Source organism: Arthrobacter sp. HS15c, assembly GCF_040812005.1.
Classification (GTDB): domain Bacteria; phylum Actinomycetota; class Actinomycetes; order Actinomycetales; family Micrococcaceae; genus Arthrobacter.
This window is the reverse complement of record NZ_JBFOHM010000003.1, coordinates 395,224-415,417: the sequence shown is the minus strand read 5'-3', so window position 1 is coordinate 415,417 and position 20,194 is coordinate 395,224. Positions and strand designations below refer to the sequence as shown.

Below are 20,194 nucleotides of genomic sequence, written 5' to 3'. Positions count from 1 at the left end.
GTTTTCGCGGTTTTGAGGGCGTTATATGCCAGTTCGCGCCTGGTGGAGGTCGTCACAGCCCGGCTCCCTTGCCGCGGCGGATCAGCCAGACGAAGACCGGCGCGCCCACCAGCGCCGTCATGATGCCGGCCGGCACCTCGCCCGGCAGCAGCACAACGCGGCCGATGATGTCCGCCCCCAGAAGCAGGGCCGGGGCCAGCACCAGGGAGAACGGCAGGATCCAGCGGTAGTCCGGGCCGGTGAGGGACCGGACCGCGTGCGGAATAACCAGGCCCACGAACCCGATGGGACCTGCCAGCGCCGTCGCGGAACCGCAGAGCAGCACGATGCCGAGGGCCGTCACGCCGCGCGTCAGGCCAACGCGCTGGCCGAGGCCCCGGGCGATGTCGTCACCGAGGGCGAGGCTGTTGAGGATGCGGCCGGTGGCCAGGACAATCAGGGCGCCGACGGCGAGGAACGGCAGGCCCGGAAGCACCACAGCCCAGTCGCGGCCGGCGATCCCGCCCACCTGCCAGAAACGGAAGCGGTCCAGGGTGTCCTGGCTGGAGACGAGGATGACGCTCATCAGGGAATACAGCCCGGCGCTGAGCGCGGCCCCGGCGAGGGCCAGCTTGACCGGCGTCGCACCGTCCCTGCCCATGGAAGCGATGAGGTAAACCACGACGGCGGCCGCTCCGGCGCCGATGAAGGCGAACCAGATGTAGCCGCTGAGGGAGGTAACGCCAAAAAGATAGATGCCGGTCACCACGGCCAGCGCGGCTCCGGCGTTGACGCCCATGATGCCCGGGTCCGCCAGCGGGTTGCGGGCGACGCCCTGCATGGCGGCGCCGGCGAGGCCCAGGGCGCCGCCAGCGAGAATGCCCAGGACAGTGCGGGGGATGCGGGCGTGGACCACGGCGTGGTCACCGTTGGCGGGGTCGAACTGCGCCAGGGCCTGCCACACCGTGGCCAGCGAAAGCCCGCGGGCACCGATGGCCAGGGAAGCGGCCGTTAACAAAGCAAGTACGACGACGGCGGCCAGCAGCCAGACAGCCTGCCTGGTTACGGGGCGCGGGCGGGCGGCGCCGGGGCTCCGAGGGGTGAGCTCTCGGCCCTTTCGTGTCGCCAAAGCGCCGAGATGTCGCTCCTCAGCGTGCGCCGTCGTCGTACTTTCCGTCATGGGACGGTGCTTACTTCACTGCATCCGCTGCGGTGGCCAGCTGCGGCAGGAACGTGTCCAGCGACCACGGCAGGCTCAGCGGGGAGGAGGCCGAGATGGACAGGGTCAGCGTGTTGTCCGAATCGGCAACCAGGGCGCCGGTCTTGATGGCCGGGATCTGGCCGAGCAGCGGGTCCGACTTGATGGAATCGGTGGTGGCGGCGTCCGGAACCCAGGTAACGAAGATGTCGGACTCGAGTTCATTGGCCTTCTCGGCGGACCACGGGATGAAGAATTCCTTGGAGCCCTTCGAGTTGTCCTCCACAACGGACGCGAGCTTCATGCCGATCTCGCTGAGGAAGCGGGGGCGGTTGTCGTTGGCGGTGTAGACGTTGACGCCGTCAGCCGAAGCGGGCTCCAGGTTGCCGTAGATGAAGCTCTTGCCTGCGATCTGCGGGTACTTGGCGACCTTTTCCTTGATGGTGGCCTCGGTGTCGGCGATGAGCTTGGTGGCTTCGGCTTCCTTGCCCAGCGCCTTGCCGATGATGGAAGTTGAATCCTGCCATGACGTGCCGTAGGCAACCTCAGGGTGGGCCACCACCGGTGCGATCTCGCTGAGCTTCTTGTAGTCCTCTTCAGTCAGGCCCGAGTAGGCGGCCAGGATGACGTCCGGGGTGAGCTTGGCGATCTCGGTAAAGTTGACGCCGTCCGCCTCGGAGAACTGGACCGGGGCCTTGTCCGTGCCGAAGCCTGCGCCGAGTTCCTTCAGGGCTGCATCCTTCCAGGGCGTGGAGCCCTGCTCGTTGCCGCCCCACTCGTTCTTGGGGACGCCCACCGGGACCACTCCGAGGGCGATGGCAACGTCGTCGTTGACCCAGGAGACGGTGACGACGCGCTTGGGCTGTTCCTTGATGGTGGTCTCACCGAAGACATGCTTGATGGTGACCGGGAACTGCGAGCTGCTGGAGTTGGAGGTGCTGGCGTCCGACGTGGAGGACGCGGGTCCCGTGGAGCAGGCGGAGAGAGTGAGTGCCGCTGCGGCCAGAACGGCCGTTGCCTTGCCGGCTGACTTGAACAGGGTGCGGCGGGTGGCACTCGGGCCGGAGAAGAGGGGGGAAGTCACGGAACTCCTTAGGTGAATGAAGCGAACCTAAGTAAGGCTAGCCTACCCTCTGCCGCATTACGCAAGGTTTGCGTTACTTAATTGCCCTACGTGACGAAGCACACAGCCCGACGCCCAAACGCTCTCTCATTTCCTGCAGAAAAAACACGAACGCTCAAGCACCAGGTGCATGAGCGTTCGTGAAAAACCGACAGGAAGTGAGAGAGGGTCGGGGTCAGCGGAGCACGATGTCCACGGGGTTGGCCTCGGACCGCCACTCACCCTCCTGGCCGGGCCTCGGCCGGATCACCGGAGCGGTCAGCACGCCCGAGCGGTTAGTGCGCTTGTCCCGCAGGATCTCGGTCACGGAGCCCAGGTGCCGGGACAGGTCGATCACGTTCTCCGGCGCGGCCAGCAGCAGCTGGAAGCCGAATTCGTGCAGCGCCTTGATGCCGGCACCCGCGAACTCCTCGGACGCCAGCACAAACGCTTCGTCCATCATGACCGTGCCGTATGTGGTGAACCCCTGTTCGGCGATGCCCAGCTGGTAGCTCAGCGCCGCGGCCATGATGAACGCGGTGAAGCGCTGCCGCTCGCCACCGGACATGGAGCCGGTGTCGGCGTGCATGTAGACGTCGGTCCGCTTGCCGCCGCGCGGACCGGTCACCTCGCGGTGCTCCTTGCACTGGATAAACAGGTGGCCGCGGACGTCCAGCACCTCCGCACGCCAGCGCCTGTCCTCCGGGGTCTGCGAGCCCAGCCGCTTGACCAGCGTTTCAAGGGTCTTGTACCGGGCGGTGAGTTCGGCGTCGTCGGCTTCGGCGTTTTCCGCCCTGCCGTGCCGGGCATGCCGGGCCTTCAGCGCGTTCTGGATGGCGTCCTTGAACTGCTTTGCCGTACCCGGCAGCGTCTGCTTGATGTCCAGTTCCAGGAAGCTGCCCTCATGGAAGTTGACCTCGGACAGGATGCCGTTGAGCGGCAGGATCCGGCTGGTGATGGACCGCCGTTCCTCGTCCAGCAGGTGCAGCAGCGTGCTGAACGACTCATGCGTGCGCTGGTTGAAGAACTGCCGGAACTCGGTCTCCTGCGCGGGAAGGCCGTCGCTGACGATGGCGTGGTAACGGGATTCGAACTCCCCCGCTGCGCCGATCGACGTGCCGTGGTCCGCGGAAATGGCGGTGCCCCACTCCCGGACGAAGCCTTCAAAGATGCGCGTCAGCCGCTCGGAGGTTGCCTGTCCGCGCGTCTCGGCAGCGTGCAACTCCCCCAGCAGTGCCGTCCGGACGCGGTTGGCCAGGTTGTCCAGCTCGTGCATTTCGCTGACGTCGCCGAAGTCAGTGAAGTACGGTTCCAGCGCGGTCACTGTGGCGTCCGACGGCGGAGCCTGCTCCAGGCGGGCCCGCGCGGCTTCCAGCATTGAATCCGCGTTGCTCAGCTGCCGGTCGAGTGCCTTGTATTCACTCTGCAGGACGGCCGCGGCCTCGGTGCTGGCCTGGTGCTTCTGCCGCGCCGCCTCGATGTTGGCGCGCAGCGGTTCCAGGTCGGCCTGGGCGGCCAGGGCGTCCTTGAGCCGCTGCTCGATCCTGGCGAGTTCCTCCGCGGCAACCGCGGCCGATACCTGCTCCCAGGGGCGGTGGTCCTCCGCAATGAGCCGCAGCGCGTCGATCTGCCGACTCATGCCCTGGTGGGACGCTTCGCGGCTTTGGGCCAGTTCGGCGGCCTTGGCCAGTTCCTGCTGAAGGTCCTCCACCTGGGCGGCCACGAGCTCCAGCTTGGCGGCGTTATCGAAGCCGAGGACGTAATCTTGGCGCCCTGTGAAACGGTCGTCCTTTTCCACCGTGTGGCGGTTGCGCTTGACCACTCCGCCCAGGCTCAGGCCCTTGTCCAGGGTGGCCAGTTCGTTGGGGTCCGCAACGCACGGGTAGGCGAAATCGAGCGCGATCCGCTCCCGGATCCATTCCCCCGCATCCGTCACTGCGCCGCTCGCGAGGATGTCCAGCTTGGTGAGGAGGTCGCCGTCGCGCACGTCCTCCACAGCCAGCGCGCCGCCGGCGAGCGGCTTGGACACATCCACGGCGCGCAGGGCCCCGCGCACCTTGTTGTCGTTCAGGTAGCGGGTCACCGCGGCGAAATGTTCGCCGGGGACCAGCAGCGTGGTGGCGAGGTTCCGGAGCGCCCTCTCCGCGGCGGGACGCCACTGCTCCTCCCCCTCGGCGAGGTCGATCAGCTCTCCGCCGAACGGCATTTGGTCCTCAGCAACGCCGGTGGCCGCGGCAATTGCCGCACGGTTCTCAATGCTCGACGGCGGCAGCAGGGATTTGCGTGTCTTCAGCGACACGAGCTCCTGCTGGGCTGCCGCCAGCTCGCGTTTTTTGGTGGCGTGGCCGTCGAAGGCCTCGAACCGGAGTTCCTGCAGGGCCTGCGAGTCATCCTTGAGCTCGGCCGACCGGGCGGCCGCCTGCTCGTGTGCCTGTTCCCAGCCCTCGGCGGTCCACTCAAGCTGCAGGCCGGCGTCGGACAGGGCCTTGCGGGCCGCTTCCTCCACCTGCCGCCCGAGCCTCAGGCCAACCCTGGCGTTCTCCAGCGACTGCTCGATCGCGGAGATCGCGTTGCCGCCCTGGTTGTTGTAGTCGGTCTCCAACTGGCGCAGTTCCTTGGCCAGCCCGTCACGGACCGAGCGTTCCGCACCCAGCTCCTTGGCCTTGACCTGGGCCAGCTCCTTGAACCGGGCAAGGGTCTTCTGGTGGACGGTGACCGCGAGCCGCTGCCTGTAGGCCTCAAATTCCTCGCCTGCCAGCTCACGGAGCCGGTTCGCGTCCAGCAGCGACTGCGCGTAGTCCTTGTTCAGCCCGGGCACCGGGGCCAGCTGGTCCCGCTGCTGCCGCACATCCTCCAGCCGCTGCCGGATGGACATGAGGTTGCTGAATTCCTCCACCACGTCATCAGCAGCGGCGAGCGTGGCCGGGGCGTCCAGGACCTGGTCGCGGAAGAAGGTGTTGACGCTGCCGCCCAGGCCCTTTCCGGCCTGGATCACGCGGAGCAGCGGCAGGGCCTGGTCCGAGCTGATGCCCAGGAGGCGGCGGAAACGTTCCGCGAAAGCCTTGTGGACGTCGAAGACCTGGGCGTCCGGAAAGATCGTCTCCAGGGCGGCCTTGGTGAAGCGCTTCTCGGCGATGTCCTCGATGGCCGGCAGGTCCAGCGGCTTGGTGTCGATCAAGTAGAAGCGCCCGACGCTGGACTCCGTGCCGTTCTTCGGCAGGTCGAACAGTGCCGACACCGTGACGCGGGTGCCCGCGGCGTTATCAAACGTCAGCGCGACGGCGGACCAGGTGGCACCCGGGCGCTGGAACGCACTGGCCGAGCCCTCGCCCACCGCCTTGTCGCCCACCTTGCCGCGCATATACGTGAACGTGGTCCGCTTGTCCTCCACGGCACCGCCGGCCCGCTGCGCCGCCGCCTCGTTGGACCGCGGCCGGGCATCAAACACGCGCAGCATGGCATCAAACAGCGTCGACTTTCCCACGCCCGAGTTACCCGTGAGCAGGGTTCCGTTGCGGTCCACGTGCATCGTGTGCGCACCGTGGAAGGTACCCCAGTTGACCACCTGCACCAGCGCCAGGCGCATCTGGCCTGGGTTCGTGAGCTCGCCCATCGGCAGCATGGTTGCGATGCTCATGCTTCTGCCCCCTCGATGGTTCCGTTCGCGGCGCCGCCGGACACATGCTCGGCGTGCTCGCTCGTTCCTCGCTTAGACGCACGCTGCCGCATGTCCCCGGTGTCACCGCTCGTGCCCGGAACCTGCGCACCCACGGACGACGACGCCGATGCCGCCCAGGGAGTGGCATCGGGCCTAGCGGAGCCGGGCGACGCGCTGCTTGCAGCGTAGTCGCCCGGCGGAGGGGCGGGGGCGGCATCGGCGTCGTCGTCCTCGGCACCCGCGTCGCCGTCGAGCTCTATCAGGGGTTCTGTGCCTGTGGGGTCTGCTGTTGCTGCTACCAGCGCCTCGATTTGGGCCGGGATGTCGCCGATGTTTTCGAACGGGAGGGCCAGGGGGAGGGCGTTGGAGATGGTGTAGACGTCCTCCAGGCCGGTGGTGAGGAGGAGTTGGCGGGCCAGGAGCTTGGTGATGGCGCGGGTGACCACGTCCGAATCCCTCAGGGCGTCCTGCTGTCCGGCGGGCTGGTAGTGGGCCACGAGGTCCGCTATTTCCTCGCGCGTGATGGTGGGGTCCGTCTGGGCGGTGACGTGGCGGTCCAGCAGCAGGCGCAGGCGGAGCAGCACAATGGTCTCCACCCGGCTCAGCGCACGCTGCTGGCGCAGGATGCTTGAGCGTGAACTGCCGCCGATCGCCTCCGGATCCACCGGACGCAGGACCGCGATCTTGCGCTCGTGGTCCAGCTGGAGGCTCAGGAACAGCTCGGACAGCCGGCTGCGCAGGATCAGCTGGTTATCCAGGAGCGTGGTCCACAGCTTTTCGTCGCGGCCCCCGTCGACATACGGACCCTTGAGCAGCTTCACCAGTGCCTGGCGCACCTTCATGGAGAGCACGCCCGTGTCGCCGGGGAACAGCGCCGCACCGTCCACGAACGTGTCCCGGGGTGTGACTCCCCCGGGGAGTGAGCCTGTCGAAATCCCCGGGGTCTCGACAGGCTCGACCAACGAGGTCTCAGGCTCGGCCGCCGTCGTGGTTTCTTCAGTCATCGTCAATCCTTCTTGAGGGTGACCACCGGCAGGAATGCCTTGCGGGTGGTGCCGTCTATCTGTTCGAAGTCGAGGCCGTCCCAGGCGGCGCGGTCAAAGTCCGCGCCTTCCTGGAGGGCGTGCGACAGGAGTGCCCGGATGGAGTTGATGTGCTGTTCGTCGGGCGGCAGCTGGGCCCAGGCCTCGGCCAGCGTGGACGCACCGGCGACGGCCGCCCTGATGGCCTCGGGCCGGGCCTTGCCGGTCCTCGGCGAGCGCACGCGGTCGGAGTCGCTGAAGGCGATGGGGTCCGCGAGCCTGGGCGGAACGGCGAACTCGTCGGGATCGTAAAGCTTGACCATGGCCAGCGATTCGAAGCCGGCGTTGAACAGCACCGGACCGCGGACCAGGCCGGGCCGTTCCCGTTCATAGGGCAGCGACCGGATGGCCTGCTCGGCCTCGCGCAGGACTTTCCGGAGGCGGACGGACTGGCGGAAGTCGTCGCTCTGGACGTAGGTGTTCAGGCTTTCGCTGAGCTTGCCGTAGATCCGCTGGATCTGGCTGTGCTGGTGACGGAGCTCAGCCACCAGGTTCTTCAGGGTTTCGCGGTCCTCGGGCGAGAGGTCATCGGCGAACTGCCGGCTGAGGACCTCGCCGATCGCGGAACGGAACCGCATCTGCTGCTGCGGGTCCTCCAGGAACGCGGTGAATGACCGGAACGTCCTGCCCTCGGGGCTCTGCCGGAGCCGTTTGTCTGCTTCGAGCACCTGCGCCATGGTGGCGCCCTTGCTGAGCGACTCCTCGATGATCTGGTTGCGCAGCTCGCCCACCAGTTCCTCGATCCGGTCGCGCATCTTTTTGTAGTCCGCGGGCAGGCTCGCGGCAAGGTCCAGGATGTTGCCGGCGGCTTCCACGGCTTCGTCGTCATCGAGCAGGCCGTCAAAGTCGCCCGAGCTGATGTCCTGGATCAGCTGCTGCCGCTCCCCGATCTCTTCGGCGAGGGATTCCAGCCGGGCACTCTGGTCCGGGTTGGTCTCGTTGGCCAGCTTCTCCACATCACCCAGGAGCGTGCCCAGCCGGGAACCGTTCAGCGTGGAACGCTCGCTGGAGAGGCTGTCCAGGAAGGCGAGAACACGGGCGGCCGGCTCGGTGACCTCGTAGACAATCTGGCCTGACTGGTTGCGGCGGGTCAGGAAGTGCTTGCGCGTCCACTCATCGCCGAAGGACTTCCCGTTGGCCACTCCGCCCAGCCCGGGTTCTTCGCGGCGGAGCTGCTCCAGGAAGGAGTCGACGTCGGCATGGAACTCCTCGAGCGGAAGCTGCGGGCGCGTGCGGGTGAAGGACGCCTGCAGCACTGCGATGACCCAGGGAGCGGAGCGGGTCAGCGCCCACGCCGGTCCTTTGGTAAGGAGTTCGAGGTCCCTGAGCCGGGCGCTGATCGCGTCAGCGGATGACCTGGCGGAGCGGGGCACGCACTCTCCTTCAGCTGCTGGGATGGTTGGGCAGCGCGGATCGCGAAAACTGCCAACTACAAGGTTAACGCAGGCCCCGCGACCGATTAATCGTTGTACCTTGCTGGCCCCGGGAGCACACTGTTTAAATCACCTGAGAGGAGTTTGACATGCGCGAAAAAGCTGCACTGGTCACGGTACTGGCGGCTGCGGCGGTGATTCTGGGTGGCGCGACAGTGGCGGTCGCTGCGAGCGCCCGTACGGGCGGAGATCAGGACCTGGGCAGGATCGGAGTCAACGTCGACCGGTCTTCGCAGTTGTCCACCACCACGGGGTCCGGGCAGGACAACGACGACGACACGAACCTCGCACCCCTGAACACTGCGGACCGGGACCAGGCCGCGAACGCCGCGCTGGCAAGGGTGGGCCAAGGTACTGTCGCCGAGGTCGAACGGGAAAACGACGGGAACGTCGCCTATGAGGTTGAAGTCCGGCTGGACAACGGTTCTGAGGTTGAAGTGGGGCTCGGCGCCGACTTCGCGGTCCTGAACCAGGCCGCCCCGGAGTTCGACGACGATTAACGCAAGCGGGACCGGGACTTCCGCGACCGCTCCGTGACCTACGGGCCGGTAGCATTGCGATCCCATATCAACCCGCTGCGGCGGCGTGCCTGGTCTGGCTGGCGGCGGCCGGCAACCCCTACGCTCGTGCTACTGATTCAACTGAAGCAACGGCGCAGCAGGGGGAAGCATGCAGTTCGACCTAAGTGCAGTGGAGACAGCCACCATGGTTTTTGTAGGAACCCTGGTGTTTGCCCTGGTCCTGGCGGCCTTCGTCCTGACGGCGGGGTTTCTGGCCCTGGTCCTGGTAGGCGTGGGGAAGCTGGGGTGGTTCGTCGCCTCGACCACGCTGCTGGCAGTGGTCCACGGAATCAACAATGGATGGGACAGGCTGGTGCATCACGCGTCCACCGTGGAGATTCCCGGGGACTTCCACGGCCAGCCATCCCCTAGCACTGGAAGCTACCCGCGGGTAATATTGAGAGACAGCTAAAGGGTTCTCCAACCCGGCGGATCCATGGCTTGAACCGGCCATCCCGGGCAGAGGAGATACCCCATGAGCTCCGCCACTGACAGTCCCGCCGCCAGCTCGCCACCCATCGATGCGCCGGACGCCGATGTTCCCGTCGCTGCGGGAAACATCGGATCCGAAGCCACCGCGGCGGACGCCCGCGCAATAACCGAGGCAGCCCGCCAGACAGGCTGGGACCGGCCCAGCTTCGCCAAGGGCCTGTACCTGGGCAATTTCGATCTAAGCCTCGTCCACCCCTGGCCAACCGCCAAACCCGATGACGTGGAACGCGGCGAAGCGTTCATGGCCCGCATCGAGGCGTACGCCCGCACCATGTCCGGCCGCGTTATAGAACGTGATGCCAGGATCCCGGACGAATACCTCAGGGGCCTTGCTGACCTCGGCGTCTTCGGCATGAAGATTCCGCAGGAGTACGGCGGCCTGGGGCTGTCCCTGGTGTACTACGGCCGGGCGCTGGCCTTGCTGGGCAGCGTACATCCCAGCCTTGGCGCCCTGCTGTCCGCCCACCAGTCCATCGGCGTGCCCGAACCTGTGAAGGTGTTCGGAACACCGGAGCAGAAGAAGGAATACCTGCCCCGCTGTGCCGCCGGCGCCATCACCGCCTTCCTGCTCACGGAACCTGACGTGGGCAGCGATCCGGCCCGCATGGGCAGCACGGCGGTCCCCACGGACGACGGCGGGTCCTACCTCCTGGACGGCGTGAAACTTTGGACCACCAACGGCGTCATCGCCGAACTGGTGGTGGTGATGGCCCTGGTCCCTGCCCACACTGACGCGGACGGCACAAAGCACAAGGGCGGCATCAGCGCCTTTGTGGTGGAAATGGACTCCCCAGGCATCACCGTGGAGAACCGCAACACGTTCATGGGGCTGCGCGGCATCGAAAACGGCGTGACCCGGTTCCACCAGGTCAGGGTCCCGGCCGCCAACCGTTTGGGACGCGAAGGGCAGGGCCTGAAGATCGCGCTCACCACGCTGAACACGGGCCGGCTTTCCATTCCGGCGCTGTGCGTCGCGTCCGGACGCTGGAGCCTGAAGATTGCCCGCGAATGGTCCAACGCCCGCACCCAGTGGGGCCAGCCCGTGGGCAAGCACGAGGCAGTGGGCAAGAAGATCGCGTTCATCGCAGCGTCCGCCTTTGCCCTGGATGCCGTCTTCGAGCTGTCCGCCGAGCTCGCCGACGCCGGGCAGAAGGATGTCCGGATTGAAGCCGCCCTGGCCAAGCTGTGGTCCACCGAGATCAGCTACCGGATCGCCGACGAACTGGTGCAGATCCGCGGCGGCCGGGGCTTCGAGACGGCGGAGTCCCTTCAGGCCCGCGGTGAACGCGCGGTTCCCGCCGAGCAGCAGTTGCGCGATCTCCGGATCAACCGGATCTTTGAAGGTTCATCGGAAATCATGAAACTCCTCATCGCCCGCGAAGCGGTGGACGCCCACCTGGCGGCCGCCGGCGACCTCGCATCGGTGGACGCAAGCCTTCAGGACAAGGCGAGGGCCGCCGTCGGGGCTTCAGGGTTCTACGCCAGGTGGCTGCCCAAACTGGTGGCCGGCGCGGGCATGGACCCCCGCTCCTACAGCGACTTTGGCCGGCTGGCCAAACAGCTGCGCTTTGTGGAGCGGTCCTCGCGCAAGCTGGCCCGCCAGACCTTCTACGGGATGGGACGCTGGCAGGCCAGGCTCGAGTACAAGCAGGCGTTCCTGGGCCGGGTGGTTGATATCGGCGCGGAACTCTATGCGATGGCCGCGTGCTGCTCCCGGGCCGAGATGATGCTCCACACCACGCCGGAACAGGCGGCCGGTGCCTACGAACTCGCCGAGGCGTACTGCGAGCAGGCCCGGGTCCGCATCGAAGAGTACTTCGACCAGCTCTGGCGCAACACCGACGACGGCGACCACGACCTCTCCCGCAAGGTCCTGGCCGGCGACTACACCTGGCTTGAAGCCGGGGTCCTGGACCAGTCCGAGGGCACCGGACCGTGGATCGCGGACGCCACTCCGGGGGCCTCAACTAAGGAAAACCTGCACCGCAACTACCGCTAGCAATTGATAAGCATCCTTGTTATCGCTGGTCACCAGTGGTTGAGTTGACCCATGAGCAACCAAACAGGCCCAGAGGACAGCTTTCCGCGGCGAGCCCGGAATGAGAATCTACGCAGTGAGACTGCTCGTGACGAAGCCTTCGCCGGAGGCGAACCCACACGCGCCTTCGACCGGACACTGCCGCCATCCGCGGAACGGGAGTACCGGCCCGACACTCCGGTGACGGATCCTGCCCTGCCGGACCCCAACGTGACCGACCGGCAGACGGCCGTGGCCCGGGAAAAGGAGCAGTTCGGCGGGATCAAGGTGGGCTCCGCTTTCTTCGGCTGGCTGGCCGCCACGGGCATGGCCGTCCTGCTTACCGCCTTCGTGGCCGCAGCAGGCACAGCCGTGGGGCTGGCCAGCAACACCGACGTCAACGACGCCGTCAACCAGGTGACCACGAACGGCACCGTCGGGCTGGTGGGCATCATCGTCCTGCTGGTGATCCTTTTCGTCTCCTACTATTCGGGCGGCTACGTTGCGGGCCGGATGGCCCGGTTCAACGGCGCAAAGCAGGGATTCATGGTGTGGATCTGGGCGCTGATCGCCGCGGTGGTCATCGCCATCGTGGGCCTCATCGCCGGCCAGCAGTTCAACGTCCTGGCCAACCTGAACAGCTTCCCGCGGATCCCCATCAACGAGGGCGAACTGACCATCACCAGCATCATTGCCGCTGTTGTGGTGGCCCTTGTCGCGCTTGTCGGCGCCGTGCTGGGCGGGCTGGCGGGCATGCACTTCCACCGCAAGGTGGACCGGGCCGGCTTCACCCCGGACGAAACGTACAGCGAAGGCTAGGCGATGAGTACGGCGTCCACGTAGTACCAGCGGCGGTCCTCGCGGACGAAACGGCTGGTTTCGTGGTGGACGCCGCGAGCGCCGTCGTGCCGGAAGTGGGCTTTGAACTCCACGGTCCCCTCGGTGTCCAGCGGCCCGCCGCGGCTGGTGGACAGGATATCCAGGCGCCGCCATTCCATGGCCGGGTCCACTTCCAGCTCCGATGGTGCGGTGTCCGGATGCCACGTGCGCAGCAGGTAGCCGGCGTCGAGCAGGACAAATGCGCTGTACCGGGACCGCATCAGCTGCTCGGCGGTCGCGGCGTCGGACTGGCCGCTGTGGAACCGTCCGCAGCACTGCGCGTACGGCTCCCCCGACAAGCAGAAGCAACTGCGCGACGTGGCTGGGTTCTCGGGCATGGCGCTCCTGTCAGGGTGGTCCGGGGCCGCATTCGGGGCTCCTTCGGGGTCTTTGTCCGACTATAGGCCGCCCCGGCGTTGTCATATCCGGTAACAGGTTCGAAACAACCCCGGACGCACCCCGCCAAGGGTCGGCAGGGCCCAAAAATAGTCCGTAAGGTAGTGGAGGGGCTGTTGCCCGTGGTGATGGGTGCCGGCACGGACTCCGCTGCTGGCAGATTGGAGAGGTGACGTGGGAGATTCAACGACCATCGCTCTTAACCTGACCTTTTTCGGAACCCTCGGCCTGGCGTTCCTGATGTTTTTTGGCCTGTTCCTGCTGGTGGTCGCAACGCTGGTCCTGGCCGGCGTCGGCCGCCTGGTCGCCCTGACAGTCATGGCTCTGTTCGGCCGGCTTCCCCGGCACGAAACCCTCCCGCTGGTCCGCCTGACCGGCAACCCTGCGGGTGCCTCATCTGCTCCGGCCGCGGTCACTGCTCCGGCAGGACACGACGACGGCGCTGCCGCCCCCTCTCCCGCGAAACCACAGCGCGCCGTGGGGCTTCGCGCAAGGGCCGCCGCCGTGGGTGCAAACGTGCGGACCAAGACCGGCGCCACCCTGACCACTGTTCGTGCCCACGGCAGCGCCGCCGTCGCCACCGTGACGGCACCGCGCGACTGGCGCAAGGCCCTGCGCGACGGCCGCGACGCGCTGAAACTATCTGAATTCAAGCCGCGGTTCCGGTACGCCGTCGAGCACCATCCTCTTCTCACGGCGGCACGCCGTGAACCTCCGGTGCTGGCTGAGGGCTGGGCAGCCGCCGTGGCGGAAGCTGATGCCCGGGCCGTAGCGCGTGCACGGGCCGCCGCGCCTGAGATCAGGATTTCCGTCCGGGACCTGCCCGATCCCGGCGTGCCCGCGGAGAAGGTGGTGGCCGTGGCCCCGCTGGTTGAGTCGGCGCTGCACCAGGACCACCCGGTGCGGGACGTACCGCGGTCCTTCAAGAAGCCCTCCGCTCCCGCGCCGCTGTCCCCGCTGGACACCGGTTCGCTGATGTCCCTCTCCGGGCACGCAAAAGTCCTCAAAGGCAAGCTGCCCGCCGACCGGCGCTGACCTTCACAAACCGTCATTACCGGCCCCTGCGTTACCCCGTGCTACGAAAAGCGAAGCACTGTGGCACTTTCCTGCAGGGCGCAGCCGAATTTGTGTAGCGTCGTGACGATCCACAGCAATCCGCGTGGGGAAATCGATTTGTGAGGAGCCGGGGATGAGCCTCAGCGAACTTCGTGTGTTCGGGCGGTCCGGCACGCCGATCAGCCCGCTCACGCTGGGCACCATGAACTTTGGCGAAGGCCCCGGCGGCGCATCCGGCGGCGCCCCCACCGGAGCGGACGAAAGCATCCGCATCATCCAGGCCGCCCTGGATGCCGGCATCACCGCGGTGGACACCGCTGACGTCTATTCCCAGGGTGAGTCCGAGCAGGTGGTGGGCCGCGCGCTGCGCGGCCGCCGCGACGACGTCTTCCTGGCCACCAAGTTCCACGGCCAGATGAGCGCCAACCCGGCCCACTCGGGGAACTCCCGGCGCTGGATCATGCAGGCGGTGGAGGGCAGCCTCCGGCGGCTGCAGACGGACCGGATCGACCTGTACCAGGCGCACCGGCCGGACTACAACACTGACGTGCTGGAGACCATCACCGCCCTGAACGACCTCATCCGGCAGGGCAAGATCCTCTACTACGGCACGTCGGTGTTCACCCCCGCGCAGCTCGTGGAGGCGCAGTGGCTTGCCACCACCAACCACCTGATCCCGCCGGTTGGCAACCAGGTCCCCTATTCCATGCTGGTGCGCGCCAATGAACGCGATGTCCTGCCCATCTCCCAGCAGTACGGGCTCGGCGTGCTTGCCTACGGGCCCCTGGCCGGCGGCTGGCTCTCCGGCGACTTCGTCCTGGACGCCGGCAAACCGCCGGCACGCGTGCACTCCCTGCCGGGCCGGTACGACATTTCCGGTCCTGCCAGCGAGCGGAAGCTGCTCGCGTCGGATTCCCTCGCCCGGCTCGCGGACAAGCTGGAGATCTCCCTGGTGGATCTCGCAGTGGGGTTCGCCCTGAACCATCCATCCATCAGCAGCGTGATCGTCGGCCCGCGCACCGAGGAACACCTGAACGCCTACGTCAGGGCGGCGGACACGCTCCTGGGCGAAACCGTGCTGGACGCGATCGACGAACTGGTGCCGCCGGGGACCAACTTCGTGGAACGCGATGCCGGGGCGATCGTCCCGTCCCTTGAGTACGCGGAGCTCCGCCGGCGCTGACCGCAGTTGCCCGCTGCCGCCGTCGCGCTTTTGGAAAGCCCTTACCGTGAGCCGGCATCTCCGCTAGCGTGAAAACCATGGAATTCAGATACCTCGGAAACAGTGGCTTCAAAGTCTCGGAAATCACGTTCGGCAACTGGCTGACGCACGGCTCACAGGTGGAGAACGACGTCGCCACCCAGTGCGTGCGGGCCGCGCTCGACGCCGGCATCAGCACCTTCGACACGGCGGACGTCTACGCCAACACGGCAGCGGAGACTGTCCTCGGTGAAGCGCTGAAGGGTGAGCGCCGCGAGTCCCTGGAGATCTTCACCAAGGTCTACGGACCCACCGGCCCCAAGGGCAAAAACGATCTGGGCCTGTCCCGCAAACACATCATGGACTCGATCAACGGCTCACTCAGCAGGCTGCAGACGGACTATGTGGACCTCTACCAGGCCCACCGGTACGACTTCGAGACGCCGCTGGAGGAGACCATGCAGGCGTTCGCGGACATTGTCCGGCAGGGCAAGGCGCTGTACATCGGCGTCAGCGAGTGGACCGCGGAGCAGCTCCGCGACGGCCACGCGCTGTCCAAGGAACTGGGCTTCCAGCTGATCTCCAACCAGCCGCAGTACTCCATGCTGTGGCGCGTCATCGAGGCCGAGGTGGTGCCGGCGTCGGAGGAGCTGGGCGTGTCCCAGATTGTCTGGTCCCCCATGGCGCAGGGTGTGCTGAGCGGAAAGTACCTGCCCGGCCAGCCTGCGCCCGAAGGCAGCCGCGCCACGGATGACAAAGGCGGCGCAAAGATGATCCAGCGCTGGATGCGCGACGACGTGCTGGCCGGCGTGCAGGAGCTCAAGCCGATCGCCGCGGCAGCCGGGCTGACCATGCCTCAGCTTGCGGTGGCCTGGGTCCTGCAGAACCCGAACGTGGCGTCCGCCATCGTGGGCGCGTCACGCCCCGAGCAGATCGCGGACAGCGTGGCCGCCGCGGGTGTGGTCCTGGAGCCTGAGGTCCTGAAGAAGATCGACGACGCCATCGGTTCCCTCGCCGAACGCGATCCGGCGCAGACCAAGTCGCCCGCAGCCCGCGAAGCCTAGGAGCGCCGCACACCAATTCCACCCGCCAAGCGCGACCGTACAGTTGAGGCCCTGTTTTTCACGGAAAACGGGGCCTCAACTGTACGGTCGCGCCGTTGACGGGGGCGTGCACCGCGGCGTAAACCTGTCAGGAGGAAGACCCTCCAGCGTCATCGAGCAGAATCGCACCCGCCATGAAGCAGATTTACAGGCAACGCCAGTCCGCCCGCACCGCCCCGCCCGCAGGTGTTCCGACGTCGGGGCCCTTGACCCCGGAGGAGCTGCAGCTGGCTGCCCGGAACCATGCCATGCCGCTGGAGGCGCTGCGCCGGGACATCACGCCGCCCGGGCTCCATTACGTCCTCACGCATTTCGACATCCCGGACATTGACGCGTCGTCCTGGCGCCTGCAGGTCAAGGGGGCCGTGGAGCGGTCGCTGGAGCTGAGCCTGGCAGCCCTCAGGAAGGACCCGGCCATCACCATTCCCGTCACCCTCGAATGTGCGGGAAATGGACGGTCCCTGCTCAAACCGCGGCCTCTGAGCCAGCCCTGGATCCAGGAAGGGGTGGGGACGGCGGAATGGACGGGGGTGCCGCTGGCCTACCTCCTCGCGAAGTCCGGCGTCCTGCCCGAAGCCGCCGAGGTGGTCTTCACCGGCGCCGATGCTGGAATCCAGGGCGGCGTCCGGCATCGCTATGCGCGGAGCCTGCCCATCCGCGAGGCGATGCGGCCCGACGTCGTGCTTGCCTACCGGATGAATGGCAGCGAACTGCCGCCGCAGCACGGCTACCCCGTCCGCCTGGTGGTGCCGGGCTGGTACGGCATGACCAGCGTCAAGTGGCTGGAGTCCATCGACGTGGTGACGCGCCCGTTCACGGGGTTCCAGCAGCAGCAGGCCTACCGGTACCAGGACAGTGCGGACGACGCCGGAACACCGGTTTCGCGGATCAGGGTCCGTTCGCTGATGGTTCCGCCGGGCATACCGGACTTCTTCACGCGCAACAGGGTGCTGCAGCACGGTCCGGTGATGCTCCAGGGCAGGGCCTGGTCAGGCCATGGTGCGGTGACCGGCGTTGAGGTGGGGATCGACGGCGAGTGGGTGGCGGCCCAGCTGGAAAAGCCGGCCGGACCGTTCGCCTGGTGCAAATGGACCCTTCCGTGGGTGGCCGATCCGGGCGAGCATGAGCTGGCCTGCCGCGCCACAGACGCCACCGGCGCTGCCCAGCCCCTGGAGCAGAACTGGAATTACCAGGGGATGGGCAACAACATGGTCCAGCGGGTACGCGTCACCGTCCAGTAGCCGGGCCGCTTTCAGAACCAGAGCATGATCCAAGCCACCACGGGCGCTCCAGTGGCAAGCGGAACCGCGATCAGGAACCACGTGGTTCGCGGGCAGCTGCGGTATCCCCTGCCGCGAAGGGTGATGCTCCATACCAACGCATAAACAATGCTTCCCAGCAGGTATGGGAAGATGCGGGCAGTTCCACGCCGTATACTCGGTGCCAGCCATGACCATCCTTCCGTCCTCCCCCGCCAGCGTCCGCATTGATGCGTGGCTGTGGGCGATCCGCGCCTATAAGACACGTTCCGCGGCCACCGCCGCCTGCCGCGCCGGCCACGTGCGGCTGAACGGAAGTCCCGCCAAAGCCTCCGCCACCCTGGTCACAGGTGACACAGTCACCGTCCGGATGTCCGGCTACGAACGGATCCTTGAGGTCCGGCGCCTGATCGCCAAGCGCGTCGGAGCCGAACCTGCCTCCCATTGCTTCACCGACCACACCCCGCCGCGTCCCATCGCACCCGCTTTGGGCCTCCCGCAGCGTGACCGCGGGACCGGGCGCCCCACCAAGAAGGACCGCCGGGAGATGGAGCGGCTTCGGGGCCCGGCAGTTTAAGCCGCCCGGGGAAGCCGGAGTCCTGTTCACCTGCTGAACGATCAGAATTGGAAACCGTGAACAACATCGTCCTGGTCTCCGTCCGGCAACCCGGCGACGAGGCCGTCACCGACCTGCACATTGTTGACGGCGTGGTGGCACGGATCAGTCCCGGCGGAGGCATCCCGGATAAGGCCCGCGTCATCAGCGTGGACGGACGCTACGTCATTCCAGGGCTGTGGGACGAACACGTCCACATGACCCAGTGGGCACTGCACTCAAACAGGCTGGACCTGTCCGCCGCGGCCACCGCACGGGAGGCTGCGGCCGCCGTCGGACATTACGTTCACGGCGCCGATCCCTCGGTCACTTTCGTGGGCGTTGGCTTCCGCGACGCCCTGTGGCCGGACGTCCCCACCCTGGAACTGCTGGACGCCGCCACCGGCAACCAGCCCACCGCCCTGGTCAGCCACGATCTGCACTGCGCCTGGGTGAACAGCGCCGCCGCCCGCCGGTACGGGGTACATGTTGATGCCAGCGGCCTGCTCCGGGAGGAACCTGCTTTTACGCTGACCCGTGAGCTGGGCAAACTGCCGGACTCTGTGGTGGACGGCTGGGTCACCGATGCCGCCCAGGCGGCTGCCGCCCGCGGCATCGTGGGCATCGTTGATTTCGAGATGACCTGGAACCGCGACGCCTGGCTGCGGCGCATCGACGGCGGCTTCGATGCCCTCCGGGTGGACGCCGGCGTCTACCCCGGGGACCTTGAACGGGCACGCCACGAGGGAATGAGCACGGGCTTGGAGCTCGACGGCGGCAAAGGGCTTCTGCGCGTCGGCCCGCTGAAGGTGCTCATTGACGGGTCGCTGAATACGCGGACGGCGTTCTGCTCGGATCCGTACCCGGACGGCAGCCATGGGCTGCTGACTGTGAGCGAAGGCGGGCTGCTGGCGCTCCTGGAGCAGGCGAAGGCAGCGGGATTTGTCCCCGCAGTCCATGCCATCGGCGACGCCGCCAACCGCGTGGCGCTGGACGCGTTTGAACGTGCCGGGACCGGCGGCCGGATTGAACACGCCCAGTTTGTCCGGACGGAGGATTTCGGCCGCTTTGGCCCGCTGGGCATCACCGCCAGCGTGCAGCCGGTCCATGCCCTCGACGACCGCGACGCCGCGGAGTCCAACTGGGGCGGCCGCACCCACCGCGCATTTCCGCTGAGGTCCCTGTTGGACGCCGGCGCCACGTTGGCACTGGGTTCGGACGCACCGGTTGCGCCGCTGGATCCATGGGCTGCGATGTCGGCGGCCACCACCAGGTCCCGGGAGGACGGCAGGGGTCCGTGGCATCCACAGGAGCGCATCAGCCGGCGGCAGGCACTGGCTGCGTCAGCGAGGGGCCGGAGCCGGATCAGCGTCGGGGACCCTGCGGATCTGGTGGTGCTGGATGCCGACCCGCTGGCCGCGCCGGATGCGGTGTACGCCGCCATGCCGGTTGCGGCAACGCTGCTGGCCGGCCGCTTCACATACGACGGCGGCCTGGCTTAGTTACTCGTGGGTGCTATTTCTTCAACCGGGCCTGGACGAGGTTCGCGAACGGCAGCCGCCCGAACTCCGCGATGAAGTCCGCGTGGAGCCGGGCCTCGGTCCCATTGACCTCCCCAGCCGGGACCTCTTTCCACGCAATGACCAGCGATTCGGAAGCCGCGAGCTGCCACACCAGCCTGCCGTCCCAATGGCCCGGCGGCTTCCCCTTGCCAAAGTCCAGGAATTCCTGGATCTGCCGGCGCAGCCCCCGGTTGCCTTTGCTGCCGGGGCCCGCCTTGCCGAGATAGAGGACGTCCGCGTCCCCGACCCATTCGGCAGCCAATGCTGTTTCCGGCAGCGAGGGGTCCTTCTTTTTGAACACTCCGGCAGCGCTCTTCTTCAGGAAACGCGGCTCGAAGCCGTCCGGCCGGAGCACGGCGAAGACGCCTGTGCCCTGCGGGATCCGCATGATCTCAAGGCTGCCTACCGTCCTGAACCCGGCGAACCCTTCGGCCCTAAGCGATGTCCTGCTGACCATTGTTGTGGTTCCTTAGTTCATTGGCGTCCACGGTGTGGGGCCGCCGTACCATTCTTCACCACCGTGAACGCAAGGGAATGGAATAACTTCCCGCCTGCGCGCCCCACCTCCAAAAGCGTAGAGTGGCCTAAGACGCCTGATTCTGGACGCCGTGCTGCTGAGGGA

Annotated in this window: 16 protein-coding genes and 1 pseudogene; 10 read left to right on the top strand and 7 right to left on the bottom strand. The window is 67.0% G+C overall.

Going from position 1 to position 20,194, the window contains the following annotated elements:
• Positions 1 to 52 precede the first annotated feature (52 nt).
• The 5 genes and pseudogenes from ABV518_RS06995 to ABV518_RS06975 all read right to left on the bottom strand — a co-directional run bounded on the left by ABV518_RS06995 (position 53) and on the right by ABV518_RS06975 (position 8,392).
• Positions 53 to 1,159, bottom strand: coding sequence for a FecCD family ABC transporter permease (locus ABV518_RS06995; RefSeq protein WP_367766137.1), 1,107 nt, complete (start codon positions 1,157 to 1,159; stop codon positions 53 to 55).
• Between the two features lie 10 nt (positions 1,160 to 1,169).
• Positions 1,170 to 2,261: an iron-siderophore ABC transporter substrate-binding protein gene (locus tag ABV518_RS06990; RefSeq protein WP_367766135.1), complete on the bottom strand. Its 1,092-nt coding sequence runs from the start codon at positions 2,259 to 2,261 to the stop codon at positions 1,170 to 1,172.
• A gap of 214 nt (positions 2,262 to 2,475) precedes the next feature.
• The gene (locus tag ABV518_RS06985) at positions 2,476 to 5,916 is read right to left on the bottom strand and encodes an ATP-binding protein (RefSeq protein ID WP_367766134.1); all 3,441 of its coding nucleotides are present in this window, start codon (positions 5,914 to 5,916) and stop codon (positions 2,476 to 2,478) included.
• Positions 5,917 to 6,185: 269 nt separating this feature from the next.
• Positions 6,186 to 6,941, bottom strand: a pseudogene (locus ABV518_RS06980) (DUF4194 domain-containing protein); the annotation flags it as partial.
• A 2-nt stretch (positions 6,942 to 6,943) separates the two neighbouring features.
• Positions 6,944 to 8,392 carry a DUF3375 family protein gene (locus ABV518_RS06975; protein ID WP_367766133.1) on the bottom strand — a complete coding sequence of 483 codons (1,449 nt, stop codon included), beginning with the start codon at positions 8,390 to 8,392 and terminating at the stop codon, positions 6,944 to 6,946.
• 149 nt (positions 8,393 to 8,541) lie between these two features.
• Between ABV518_RS06975 and ABV518_RS06970 the strand changes: the two genes are divergently transcribed.
• The 4 genes from ABV518_RS06970 to ABV518_RS06955 all read left to right on the top strand — a co-directional run bounded on the left by ABV518_RS06970 (position 8,542) and on the right by ABV518_RS06955 (position 12,340).
• A complete protein-coding gene (locus ABV518_RS06970; RefSeq protein WP_367766132.1) occupies positions 8,542 to 8,952 on the top strand; it encodes a PepSY domain-containing protein in 411 nt (136 codons plus the stop codon).
• A gap of 169 nt (positions 8,953 to 9,121) precedes the next feature.
• Positions 9,122 to 9,424, top strand: coding sequence for a hypothetical protein (locus ABV518_RS06965; RefSeq protein ID WP_367766131.1), 303 nt, complete (start codon positions 9,122 to 9,124; stop codon positions 9,422 to 9,424).
• 63 nt (positions 9,425 to 9,487) lie between these two features.
• A complete protein-coding gene (locus ABV518_RS06960) occupies positions 9,488 to 11,503 on the top strand; it encodes an acyl-CoA dehydrogenase family protein (RefSeq protein ID WP_367766129.1) in 2,016 nt (671 codons plus the stop codon).
• A 51-nt stretch (positions 11,504 to 11,554) separates the two neighbouring features.
• Positions 11,555 to 12,340 (top strand): TIGR04086 family membrane protein, encoded by a 786-nt coding sequence (locus ABV518_RS06955; RefSeq protein WP_367766128.1) that lies wholly within the window; start codon positions 11,555 to 11,557, stop codon positions 12,338 to 12,340.
• On the opposite strand, the gene ABV518_RS06950 is transcribed toward ABV518_RS06955, so the two are convergent.
• Positions 12,337 to 12,738 carry a YchJ family protein gene (locus tag ABV518_RS06950; protein WP_367766127.1) on the bottom strand — a complete coding sequence of 134 codons (402 nt, stop codon included), beginning with the start codon at positions 12,736 to 12,738 and terminating at the stop codon, positions 12,337 to 12,339. The genes ABV518_RS06955 and ABV518_RS06950 overlap by 4 nt on opposite strands.
• Positions 12,739 to 12,970: 232 nt before the next feature.
• Here ABV518_RS06950 and ABV518_RS06945 point away from each other — a divergent pair, with 232 nt between their 5' ends.
• The 6 genes from ABV518_RS06945 (at position 12,971) to ABV518_RS06920 (ending at position 19,512) form a co-directional block, all read left to right on the top strand.
• Positions 12,971 to 13,831 (top strand): hypothetical protein, encoded by an 861-nt coding sequence (locus tag ABV518_RS06945; RefSeq protein WP_367766126.1) that lies wholly within the window; start codon positions 12,971 to 12,973, stop codon positions 13,829 to 13,831.
• 154 nt (positions 13,832 to 13,985) lie between these two features.
• A complete protein-coding gene (locus ABV518_RS06940; RefSeq protein WP_367766125.1) occupies positions 13,986 to 15,035 on the top strand; it encodes an aldo/keto reductase in 1,050 nt (349 codons plus the stop codon).
• 77 nt (positions 15,036 to 15,112) lie between these two features.
• On the top strand, positions 15,113 to 16,117 hold the full coding sequence (locus ABV518_RS06935) for an aldo/keto reductase family protein (RefSeq protein ID WP_367766124.1): 1,005 nt from the start codon (positions 15,113 to 15,115) through the stop codon (positions 16,115 to 16,117).
• 173 nt (positions 16,118 to 16,290) lie between these two features.
• Positions 16,291 to 17,397 carry a sulfite oxidase gene (locus tag ABV518_RS06930; protein ID WP_367766123.1) on the top strand — a complete coding sequence of 369 codons (1,107 nt, stop codon included), beginning with the start codon at positions 16,291 to 16,293 and terminating at the stop codon, positions 17,395 to 17,397.
• A gap of 208 nt (positions 17,398 to 17,605) precedes the next feature.
• Positions 17,606 to 17,992: an RNA-binding S4 domain-containing protein gene (locus ABV518_RS06925; RefSeq protein ID WP_367766121.1), complete on the top strand. Its 387-nt coding sequence runs from the start codon at positions 17,606 to 17,608 to the stop codon at positions 17,990 to 17,992.
• Between the two features lie 56 nt (positions 17,993 to 18,048).
• The gene (locus ABV518_RS06920) at positions 18,049 to 19,512 is read left to right on the top strand and encodes an amidohydrolase family protein (RefSeq protein ID WP_367766119.1); all 1,464 of its coding nucleotides are present in this window, start codon (positions 18,049 to 18,051) and stop codon (positions 19,510 to 19,512) included.
• Between the two features lie 13 nt (positions 19,513 to 19,525).
• Here ABV518_RS06920 and ABV518_RS06915 read toward each other — a convergent pair whose 3' ends face one another.
• On the bottom strand, positions 19,526 to 20,029 hold the full coding sequence (locus tag ABV518_RS06915; RefSeq protein WP_367766118.1) for a hypothetical protein: 504 nt from the start codon (positions 20,027 to 20,029) through the stop codon (positions 19,526 to 19,528).
• Positions 20,030 to 20,194: the final 165 nt, after the last annotated feature.